Below are 10,139 nucleotides of genomic sequence, written 5' to 3' on the forward strand. Positions count from 1 at the left end.
GCGCGGCAAAACATTCTGGGCGTGGGGGCCCCAGACAGGATTCTGCATGCTCAATTGCCGACCCGATCAGACGCCGCTTCGTATCCTTGGCGAGAAACTGACGGCGGATCCGTCGCGAGTCGTGCTGCGGCCCTTTCACCTCGCATGGCAGTCGAGCGTTTCGGAACCCTCGCGTTCGGCGCAACTGGTCGAGGATCTGTTGCGGCTCGACGAGGATCAGGCCGAACTCGAGCTCGGCCTCGTCTGGAAGGATTTTTCGGAGCGGCACTGGCAGATCGGCCGCATCTTCGACGACCGTTTCGCCGAGATCGCCGAGGATCTGATGCTCGACGCGGGCGCGATTTCGTCGGTCAAGCGCCGGCTGATCGGCGCCTATTTCTGCCACGAATACAGCTACGCCGCAGCGGCGCTGATGAACCCGAGCATCGTCCTGCATCCCGACCAGAGCGGCCTCGACCGCGACCAGCTGCGCTTCGTCATGTCGATGCGCGCGGTGGGTGAGGGGCATATCAGTTCGATCGCGTTTCGCGAGGGGATCGTCGGCCCCGATGGCGACTTCAGCCTGTGGCCGCAGTCGGGCCCCGCGATGGCGGCGGTCGCCGACGACCGGCATCATCTCGAGCCAGCGGACGCGGTGACCGTTCACCGGCAACCCGACAGCCCGATCTCGAACAGCGTGCTGTTTCCGGTCACCGAAGCGCAGCGCAACGGGCTCGAGGATCTGCGGCTGGTGCGGTTCGCGCACGACGACGGCAGCACCGAATATCTCGGCACCTATACGGCCTATTCGGGCCATTCCATCCGTTCCGAATTGCTGCGCACCAATGATTTCGCGAGCTTCTGCCTCGAACCGCTTTCGGGCCGCGCCGCGCGCAACAAGGGGATGGCGCTGTTTCCGAGGAAGGTCGGCGGCCGTTATCTGACGGTCGGGCGGCAGGATGGCAAGAATATCACGCTGCTCGCCTCCGACAGCCTGACCGACTGGGACGACGAGGGACGGCCGCTGCTGAGCCCGGCCTTCCCGTGGGAGCTCGTCCAGATGGGCAATTGCGGCAGTCCGATCGAATGCGACGAGGGATGGATATTGCTGACCCACGGCGTCGGGGCGATGCGCAAATACAGCCTCGGCGCGGCGCTGCTCGACAAGGATGATCCGTCGAAAATCCTTGGGCGGACCGCCTGTCCGATCCTCTCGGCCGCTGAAAGTGACCGCGAAGGCTATGTGCCCAATGTGGTCTATACCTGCGGCGCGCTGGCGACCGGAAACGAGCTTTTCATTCCTTATGGCATATCGGACAGCGCGATCGGTTTCGCGACGACGACCGTTCCCGATCTGCTCCGGTCGATGGTTTAGCTCCGCGATATTGCCGCAAGTTATAAAAGCCGCCGGAAAAACCCTGCGGGCCTTCGATTTCCGCAACTTCCCGAACCAGCGGCGCGTTGACAGGCGAGGGCCCATTTCCACGGAGATCATCATGCCGAACGATACCGACGCCACCCATATCCTCGCCGCCGACCACCGCGCGGTCGAGGCCCTGTTCGAGGAGTTCGAGAAGGCCAGCGGTTCGGACCGCAAGGCCAAGATCGCCGAGAAAATCTGCACCGAACTCAAGATCCACGCGCAGATCGAGGAGGAAGTTTTCTATCCGGCGCTGAAGGGCAAGATCGACGACGATCTGTTGAAAGAAGCCTATGTCGAGCATGACGGTGCGAAGGTGCTCATCAACGACATTCTCGCCTCCGGCCCCGGCGACGAATATTTCGAAGCGAAGGTCACGGTGCTGTCCGAAGAGATCAAGCATCATGTGAAGGAAGAGGAAAAGCAGCACGACAATATGTTCCAGCAGGCGCGTGCCGCCGAGGTCGATCTGGATGCGCTTGGCGAGCAAATGCTTGCGCGCAAGGAGGAACTGAAGCGTCAGGCCGAAACCGCGGGACTGCCGCAGGCCGGCTCGTGACGATGTAGCGATGACGCCGGATCCCATCGGCAAGCGCCTCGCCGAACTGGCGGGGCGCGTTGCCGACGGCGATATCCGTTTCGCGACGGCCGAAAGCTGCACCGGCGGCCAGCTGGCGGCGGCGCTTGCCGGTCACACCGCGCTCGGCTCGCATCTTGAGCGCGGCTATGTCGTCTATTCGGTCGATGCGAAGTGCGAGATGCTCGGCATATCGCGCGCCCTGGCCGAACGCTCGCAAGGCGTCGGCGCGAGCGTGACGGCGGCGCTGGCCGAGGCTGCGCTTCACAAAAGCCGCGCCGACGTCGCGATCGCGATCACCGGCTTTTGCGGCCCGCGCGAGGGCGATGAGGAAGTCGGCCTCGTCCATCTTGCCTGCGCGGTACACGGACGGGGGGCGCTCAGCCGCACATGCCATTTCGGCGAGATCGGCCGGCGCGCCATGCTCGACGCCGCGGTAGCCGAGGCGATTGCGATGCTGTGCGAAGCGGTAGAGCGGTTGCCGACAGGCGATTGACCGCTGCCCCCACCCCCCGCGCGAAAGGAGGAGCATCCATGGATTTTCCGGCCGACCGGCTGGTGTTCGGCCCCGACGATGTCGATCTGTCGCGTTCGCCGCTCGCGGGCCATCTCGATGCCGAGACCTTCGTGCTCGGGGCCTTCAATCCGGGGCTCGCACGCCTTGCGAGCGGCAATCTGCTGATGCTCGTGCGTGTCGCGGAGGCGCTGCGCGAACCCGTGTCGAACGGTCATGTTCACAGCATCCGCTGGGACGAGGGACGCTATGTCCGCGACGCCTGGCCGCTCGAACTGTGCGACACCGCCGATCCGCGAAAATTCCTCGTCCACGGCGGCAGCTGGCAGGTCATGGCGCTGACCTCGCTCTCCTGGCTGCTGCCGGTCGAACTGGCCCCTGACGGGCTGGAGGTCGTCGCGGTGCATTACGACCGGGCGGTGGCGCCGCACGCCGCCTTCCAATGCTATGGCGTCGAGGATGCGCGGATCAGCCGGCTCGAGGGCCGCTGGCTGATGACGAGCTGCTCGGTCAGTCCCGAACGCCATTCGACGACGCTTTACAGCTCGGAGAACGGACTCGACTGGCGCTTCGAGGACATCGTGCTCGATCACCAGAACAAGGACATGCTGATCTTCGAAGGCCGGATCGCCGGCCAGTATTGGGCGCAGACGCGGCCCCTCGGCGCGCTCTATTTCACCTATCCGCCGGGGAGCCCGTGGCGGGCCGGCCCGTCGATCAACCTCGCCTCCTCGCCCGACGCGCTGCACTGGAAGCCGCGGCGCGAGCCGGGGCTGCGGCCGCATGCCGATACGGTCGCGACCGCCCGGATAGGCGGCGGAACCCCGCCGATCCTTACCGAGCGCGGCTGGCTGACTTTATGGCATGGCGTCGAGCCGAAGGAAATCGTCGGCATCTATCGCACCTATTGGTCGATCCTCGATCCCGACGATCCGTCGCATGTCCTCGAAAGCGAGCATCGGCCGCTGCTTGAGGCGAAGCCCGACCTGACGCGGCCGCTCGAAGACAAGATGTATCTACGCGACGTCGTCTTCACGACGGGCATCGCCGACGCCGGCGACTATTTCATCGTCGCGTCGGGTGAAGCTGACCTGGCTTGCCGCATCACCCATATCCCCAAGTCGCATTTCGGCCTTTGAGCATAGGGACCTCAATAGGTCGCCGGCGGATCGCTCGCGGGGAAGGATTCGTCCGAGGCTTGATCCACATTTTCCCACGGGCGCTTCACCTCGTCGCGCATGCCTTCCGGGCCCGCCGAACGGGTCTGGTCGAAATTCTCCGATTGGGTCTCGCCGTCGGCAAAGGCCGCGCTATGCCGTTCGCCCTTTGTCGCCTGAGGTGCGGACTTGCGCGTAAACCAGAAAAGCGCGCCGAGCGTCCCGAGCGCCAATATCTTTCCCAGTCCTGAACCGTTTTTTGTTGCGCTTGCCATGACTTCATCCTTCGCTGTTCTTCCGGAACGACGCTTTCCGCCGCGCGGAGTTGCACGGTTCGTTCGAAACGCACGACTGATTTCGGGACGCTTATCCCAGGTTAAGCGAACGGCGCCGCCGTCGCGGCGGCGCCCACCCTTCGGTCCGGCCCGACGTCGCCTTCATCCCCAAGCCGCTATCTAGACCGGCGACCCCCGGCGATATTCGACGACCGCATCCTCGCGTTTCTCGGGCCGAATATAGATCGAGCTGAACAGGGGCGAGGCGGTCTCCAATTCGACCTCGATTGTAAAGGACGATATTGGCCTTGATATGGCCGATGCGCTTACTCGCCGCCATGGGTCAGGACCCGCTCACGGCAGCGCGTAGGCGATCACTTCGTCGCCGATCGGCGTCTCCATGAAATGATGGCCGCCGGCATAAATCACGACATATTGCTTGCCGTTCGCCTCATAGATCATCGGCGTCGCCTGACCGCCCGCGGGCAGGACGTCGGACCAGATCGTCCTGCCCGTTTTCAAGTCGATCGCGCGGATCAGATTGTCGGTCGCCGCCGCGATGAAGATCAGCCCGCTCGCGGTAATCACCGCGCCGCCATTGTTCGGCGTGCCGATGGTGATCGGCAGCATCGAGGGGATGCCGAAGGGGCCGTTGGTGCGCGCGGTGCCAAAGGGGCGGTCCCAGATCGTCTTGCCGGTCGCGATGTCGATCGCGCGGATGCCGCCATAGGGCGGCTGCTTGCACAGCATCCCGGTGAAGGGCAGGCGCCAGCCGGCGTTGACGTCGATCGCATAGGGGGTGCCGGCCTGCGGGTCGCCCGCGCCCTCGGCCCCGCCGATCTCGCCGCGGGCCTGATCGCGCGGCGCCCAGCCTCGCCTGTTCGCCTCGGCGCGCGGCACGAGGCGGACATAGTTGGGCATGTCGTTGTAATTGGCGACGATCACGCCGCGAACCGGATCGACCGCGACGCCGCCCCAGTCGGTTCCGCCATTATAGCCCGGATATTCGATCGACCGGCGCTCGCTCGTCGGCGGGGTGTAGAAACCCTTGTAGCTCGCCTTGCGGAACTGGATGCGGCAGATCATCTGGTCGATCGGCGACATGCCCCACATATCGCGCTCGATAAGGTCGGGCTTGCGGAGCGTATGCCACAGCGACACGATCTGCGTCGGCGACCGCTCGGCCGGCTCGACCCCGCCGCCCGGGGCCTCGATCGTGCCGGCCGGGGTGAGCGGACGCCCGGTGCGCCGGTCGAGAATATAGATGTCGCCCTGCTTGCTCGGCAGCACGAGCGCGGGGATCGCGCCGTCGGGGCCGGGATAGTCGATCAGCGTCGCCTGTGCCCCGAAATCATAATCCCAGACGTCCTTCTTCACCGCTTGAAAATGCCAGCGCGGCTTGCCGGTGGCCACGTCGAGCGCGACGAGCGAAGTCGCATATTCATTCTCGGCCGGGCGGCGCAGGCTCGAATAATAGTCGGCGGCGGCATTGCCCATAGGCAGATAGACGAGGCCCAGGGCTTCGTCGCCCGATGCGATTGTCCACATGTTAGGCGTCCCGCGCGCCCACGTCTCTCCCGGCGGCGGATAGCCGCTCCAGTCGGGGTTCATCATATCCCATGCCCAGGCGAGCTTGCCGGTGGCCGCGTCGAAGCCGCGGATCACCCCCGACGGCGCCCAGCGGCTCTGTCCGTCGAGGACCTGATGTCCGGTAACGATGATGCCGCGCACGATCGTCGGCGGCGAGTTGATCGAGACATATCCCGGCGGGGTGCGGCCCATGCCGATCTTCGTGTCGACTTGACCATTGGTGCCGAAGTCCTGACACGGCCGGCCGGTCGCCGCATCGAGCGCGAACAGGCGCGCGTCGAGCGTGCCGAAGATGATCCGCCGCGCGCAGGCCTGATCGGCGGCCGCCCCGGGCAGCGCATAATAGCTCACCCCGCGGCAGGCGGCGGTATAGGGGATCGCGTCGTCGGACACCTTGGGGTCGAAGCGCCAGCGTTGCCGCCCGGTCGCCGGATCGAGCGCGAGGACGATATTCTTGGGCGTGCAGACATAAAGGCTGTCGCCGATCTTCAGCGGCGTATTCTCCGCGCCATAGGTGCCATGCGCCGCCTTCGACGGCATATCGCCGGTGTGGATCAGCCAGGCGCGCTCCAGCTTGCCGACATTGGCCGGCGTGATCTGCGCGAGCGGAGAATAGCGCCGGGCGCTGTAGCTGCCGCCATAGGCCGGCCAATCGCTGCCCGTTTGCATGAGCGCCGGGTCGGCCATCGCCCAGCGGCTCGCCGGAAGATCTTGCAGCGGCCGGGCGCTATTGAGCCAGCCGAGCATCGCACCGCTCGCCACGGCGACGAGGACGACAAGGCCGCTTCCCGCGAGCGCCAGCCGCCAGCGGCGCGGCCGGGTGGAGAGCGCGGCCATCGCAAAGATCACGAGCAGCAGCAGGACGAGGGGGGCGACGACGCGAGGGACGAGCGCCCAGCCATTGCCGCCGACTTCCCACAGCGCCCACACGAGCGTGCAGAACACGACGGCGACATAGATCCAGCCGCCCAATATCCGGCCGCGTATCAGCAGCAGGCCGCCAGCCAGCATCGCGCCGCCGGCGATCAGATAATAGGCCGATCCGCCGAGCGCCGTCAGCCAGATGCCGCCGATCAGGAGGATGATGCCGATCGCCGCCACGATCACTCCGGTGATCAGGGGGAGGAGAGGGGCGGAGAAAATCTGGCGCAGTCGGAGCATCGCGATGTCCTTTCGGTGCAGCGATCGTCCCTGCGGGCGTGTCCGGGCTCTTATCAGGGCATCGGGCGACGGCCGTTCGAACACCCTCTCTCACATGAAACCGCTGCGTGCCGGTGCGCGAGGGTGCTGGTCATTGCCTCCAACGCATTGCTTCGAAAAATGATGCGTCGAAACGTTGCCCGACGGCGAAGCCGCAGCGGATAGGGATACGCGGGCGCGGGGGCGACGTGGAATGGCAATGGCGCGCTTGACGGCGACCGATCAAACTGGCAATCGCCGCCGACTTGGCGATGCGGGTATAGCATAGTGGTAATGCTCTAGCCTTCCAAGCTAGCTAGGCGGGTTCGATTCCCGCTACCCGCTCCAGGTCCTTGCTCGCCGACGTTCGCATTCGTCTGGACACCCCTTGAAATTCTGCGGTATATTGCAGCTGTTGCGCCGCGGGTGCTCGCCCATGTTCGCTCACAGTCGTCGCCTGTGGTGGTATCATTGGGGGGTGTCGCCACGTGGCTAATGCGATACCCCCAAGATTGGGGGTATTTGTTGATGCGGTAATTTGGGGGGCGACCCAATGGCTTTAACTGACTTGGCGATCCGGAATGCAAAGCCCGGCCCAAAGCCGATCAAACTGGCGGATGGCGCGGGCATGTTTTTGCTCGTCACTCCGGCAGGCGGCAAGCTGTGGCGACTCAAATATCGCATTGATGGTAGGGAAAAGCTCTTAGCTATGGGCGCTTATCCAGAGGTCAGCCTCAGCAACGCCCGCAAACGCCGGGAGGAAGCGCGGACGATGATCGCGCTGGGCAAAGATCCATCACGGGAAAAACAGCGCGACAAGTTGCGTTCCCGCGCGCAGGCGGCGGATACCTTTACCGCCATCGCGGACGAATATTGCGCCAAACGCAGGCGTGATGGTGAGAAAGGTTGGGCGCCAGCCACGGCTACCCGGAGTGAATATCTCCTGTCCTTGCTGAATAGCGGCATTGGGCGGCTGGCAATTGCTGATATTGAGCCTTCAGACATTCTGGCCGCCGTTCGCAAAATCGAGAGCAAAGGCAATCTCGAAAGTGCGCGGCGAACCCTTCAGTTGGCAAGCATGGTGTTTCGGTACGCCGTGGCGACAGCGCGCCTGCGCTCGGATCCTACCCGCGATCTACGCGGTGCCCTCACGGCTCCCACCGTCACGCATTATGGAGCTATTACGGATGCGAGCAGGGTTGGGGAGTTGCTGCGTGCAATCGACGGCTATGACGGACAGGGACACACCAAGTTGGCAATGCAGTTAGCGCCCCATGTTTTCGTCCGCCCCGGCGAATTGCGACATGCTGATTGGAGCGAGATTGATCTGGAAAATGCGATTTGGACCATCCCGTCTGAAAAGATGAAAATGAGAAAGGCGCACGTCGTGCCGCTATCGCGCCAAGTGATAGCATTTTTTAAAAAGGCTAAATCTCATACAGGACCGAGCGGCTACGTTTTTCCATCGTTACGGTCTCGTGCGCGGCCGATGAGCGAAAACACGGTAAATGCGGGCTTGCGCAGGCTCGGCTACACCAGTCAGGAAATGACCGCGCATGGGTTTCGAGCGATGGCCTCTACGCTCCTAAATGAGTCAGGGAAATGGCACCCCGACGCGATAGAGCGAGCACTGGCCCATGCCGATGGCGACAAGGTGCGCGCGGCCTACCATCGCGGCGCGCATTGGCAGGAGCGCGTTGAAATGGCCCAGTGGTGGAGCGACTATCTTGATCAGCTCCGGGTTGGGTCAGAGAAAAACATCTCGTCGGACACCGGTCAAATTTGACCGGTGTCCCACCTATCGATCGGAGCAGGCGAGAGATTGGAGTGCCCCGAGGTTTGCGCCGTGTAGTGTTACGCCCCGTGTTGTGGGGCAACTGACCCAACCAGCCCAATAGTCGAGGATATACGGTGATCTCCAGTGATGTTGCTAAGGTTCTGGATCGAGTTTCATGTACCGGATTGACGGGTCAGTTTGAGCCCTGAGGATGTTACTCTTAAGCCCATTAGGAGCGACAAATCTTTGAAGGAGAATCGGTCGATCCAAAGGAGTTGAAGAGTGTGGAACGGTTCGACAATTCGGCGTTTCACTATTTGCCGCTTGGAACCTTTGTCGGTTTCGTACCTCGCACGGGCTGGCCAGAACGATTGCATCGGGTAGGTGAGCGGATCTGGCAAATTCGTCAGCGGCTTATCTGAGATTCTAATACGGCGGTAGACTGGGCTAGCGGTGCCGTAGCCTGCAGCTCGTTTTGTGCGATATCCCTTCAATTTTTTCAGTCTCTTCAAAACGTCGACCATCTCTCCACCGGCCACAAGATGGACATGGAGCTGCCAAACATCTGCACTAGCTTCATATTCTCCGTGCATGAACGCAAATATAAAGCCGCTGCTGCCGACGGCGCCGCATCTGTTCAGCGCCTTCCGAAAGCGCTCCATAAATCTGACGGGGTCAACTTGGTCGAGGTCAAGGCCGGGTATATCCCAACCTTCCGGAATGATTGTGGCAGTTACTATGGGGGCGATCCCGCACGTCTCGACGAGTTGCCACAATTGTCCCCCGACCGCATTTCGTCGCGCGCGATAAAAAGTCGCTGACGCCAGAGTGGCTGGTGGCTTTTCGCCAGCACTCGCGGACAATTTGTCGGCAAGCTTAATCGCGGCTTCTGCGTTGATTATCTCAGGAAATTTCTCAGCACATCGCCTTAGGCTCATTGCTCGCTTCGCGTCCTCAGCCCTCGCGCTAGCTTTCGTTTCAAATCTGCCTTTTGCTCCCGTCCGATCTGCCTTGCTGGGACAGTAGAGCTTTTTCGGTTTCAAAAGATCATTGATGCTGCGCCGGGACATCAACGGTCTCCTGCGGATTTCGAACTAGGGATTGTTCCGTCCGCCACTAGCTTCGCGACACTTTCGACCTTTACCAGAGTCCGACGACCTATTCGGCAGATCTCAACGTCACCGGAATTGATCAACGAATAGGCCGTCGTCCTTCCAATCGACATACAGCGGCAAAATTCTCTGATGCTTACGAGCGCAGGAAGATGAATGGAAGAAACCGGAAAAACCGAGTTTGGCTGTCCTGCCGAGATCCCTTCGAAAATGATTCCTGATTTTGTCATGTTAGCCTCCATTGCTGTTGAGAGGCGTAGTCACCTACACGCGGAACAGGCTTTGAAAACAAATTTATCTTGCATCTGGCGCTCGATTTTTCTTAGATTTCCGGGGAAATTTAATCCCAATCGGTAGGGATAAATTTCTCCAAGGGAGTCAAGCTGGTGAAAAAAGTTTCGGAACTGGAAGCCGAAATTTTTCGACGGCCTTCATTTTATGCTGATGAAGATCACTTTGATGAGGTGACGTGACCCCCTGGTTTCCACCAGCCGGGATTAGAGCCCAGCAGCTTTGTTGCGCATGAGCGCGGTGTAAGCAATGGCCTGTGCAGCGGAGC

Annotated in this window: 9 protein-coding genes and 1 tRNA gene; 6 read left to right on the forward strand and 4 right to left on the reverse strand. The window is 62.1% G+C overall.

Annotated features, from left to right (window positions below; all coding sequences use genetic code 11):
- Window positions 1-46 precede the first annotated feature (46 nt).
- From GGR90_RS18865 to GGR90_RS18880, 4 genes are all read left to right on the forward strand, one after another.
- Entirely contained in the window at window positions 47-1,354 is a 1,308-nt protein-coding gene (locus GGR90_RS18865) for a glycoside hydrolase family 130 protein (protein WP_167922955.1), read from the forward strand.
- 121 nt (window positions 1,355-1,475) lie between these two features.
- A complete protein-coding gene (locus GGR90_RS18870; RefSeq protein ID WP_167922956.1) occupies window positions 1,476-1,958 on the forward strand; it encodes a hemerythrin domain-containing protein in 483 nt (160 codons plus the stop codon).
- Window positions 1,959-1,968: 10 nt separating this feature from the next.
- Window positions 1,969-2,472: a CinA family protein gene (locus GGR90_RS18875; protein WP_167922957.1), complete on the forward strand. Its 504-nt coding sequence runs from the start codon at window positions 1,969-1,971 to the stop codon at window positions 2,470-2,472.
- Between the two features lie 38 nt (window positions 2,473-2,510).
- On the forward strand, window positions 2,511-3,629 hold the full coding sequence (locus GGR90_RS18880) for a glycoside hydrolase family 130 protein (protein WP_167922958.1): 1,119 nt from the start codon (window positions 2,511-2,513) through the stop codon (window positions 3,627-3,629).
- Window positions 3,630-3,640: 11 nt separating this feature from the next.
- On the opposite strand, the gene GGR90_RS18885 is transcribed toward GGR90_RS18880, so the two are convergent.
- Window positions 3,641-3,922, reverse strand: coding sequence for a hypothetical protein (locus tag GGR90_RS18885; protein WP_167922959.1), 282 nt, complete (start codon window positions 3,920-3,922; stop codon window positions 3,641-3,643).
- A 354-nt stretch (window positions 3,923-4,276) separates the two neighbouring features.
- Complete coding sequence (locus tag GGR90_RS18890) at window positions 4,277-6,673, reverse strand: membrane-bound PQQ-dependent dehydrogenase, glucose/quinate/shikimate family (protein ID WP_167922960.1); 2,397 nt, start codon at window positions 6,671-6,673, stop codon at window positions 4,277-4,279.
- Window positions 6,674-6,965: 292 nt separating this feature from the next.
- Between GGR90_RS18890 and GGR90_RS18895 the strand changes: the two genes are divergently transcribed.
- Window positions 6,966-7,039: transfer RNA gene (locus GGR90_RS18895), tRNA-Gly, on the forward strand.
- Window positions 7,040-7,244: 205 nt separating this feature from the next.
- Window positions 7,245-8,477 (forward strand): tyrosine-type recombinase/integrase, encoded by a 1,233-nt coding sequence (locus GGR90_RS18900; protein ID WP_167922961.1) that lies wholly within the window; start codon window positions 7,245-7,247, stop codon window positions 8,475-8,477.
- Between the two features lie 164 nt (window positions 8,478-8,641).
- Here GGR90_RS18900 and GGR90_RS18905 read toward each other — a convergent pair whose 3' ends face one another.
- Both GGR90_RS18905 and GGR90_RS19790 read right to left on the reverse strand, forming a co-directional pair.
- Window positions 8,642-9,538, reverse strand: a complete 897-nt coding sequence (locus GGR90_RS18905; protein WP_167922962.1) for a hypothetical protein — start codon at window positions 9,536-9,538, stop codon at window positions 8,642-8,644.
- Window positions 9,538-9,822, reverse strand: a complete 285-nt coding sequence (locus tag GGR90_RS19790; protein ID WP_381448624.1) for a helix-turn-helix domain-containing protein — start codon at window positions 9,820-9,822, stop codon at window positions 9,538-9,540. The genes GGR90_RS18905 and GGR90_RS19790 overlap by 1 nt, the downstream gene beginning before the upstream one ends.
- Between the last annotated feature and the right edge of the window lie 317 nt (window positions 9,823-10,139).

The organism is Sphingopyxis italica (genome assembly GCF_011926545.1).
Taxonomy (GTDB): Bacteria; Pseudomonadota; Alphaproteobacteria; order Sphingomonadales; family Sphingomonadaceae; genus Sphingopyxis; species Sphingopyxis italica.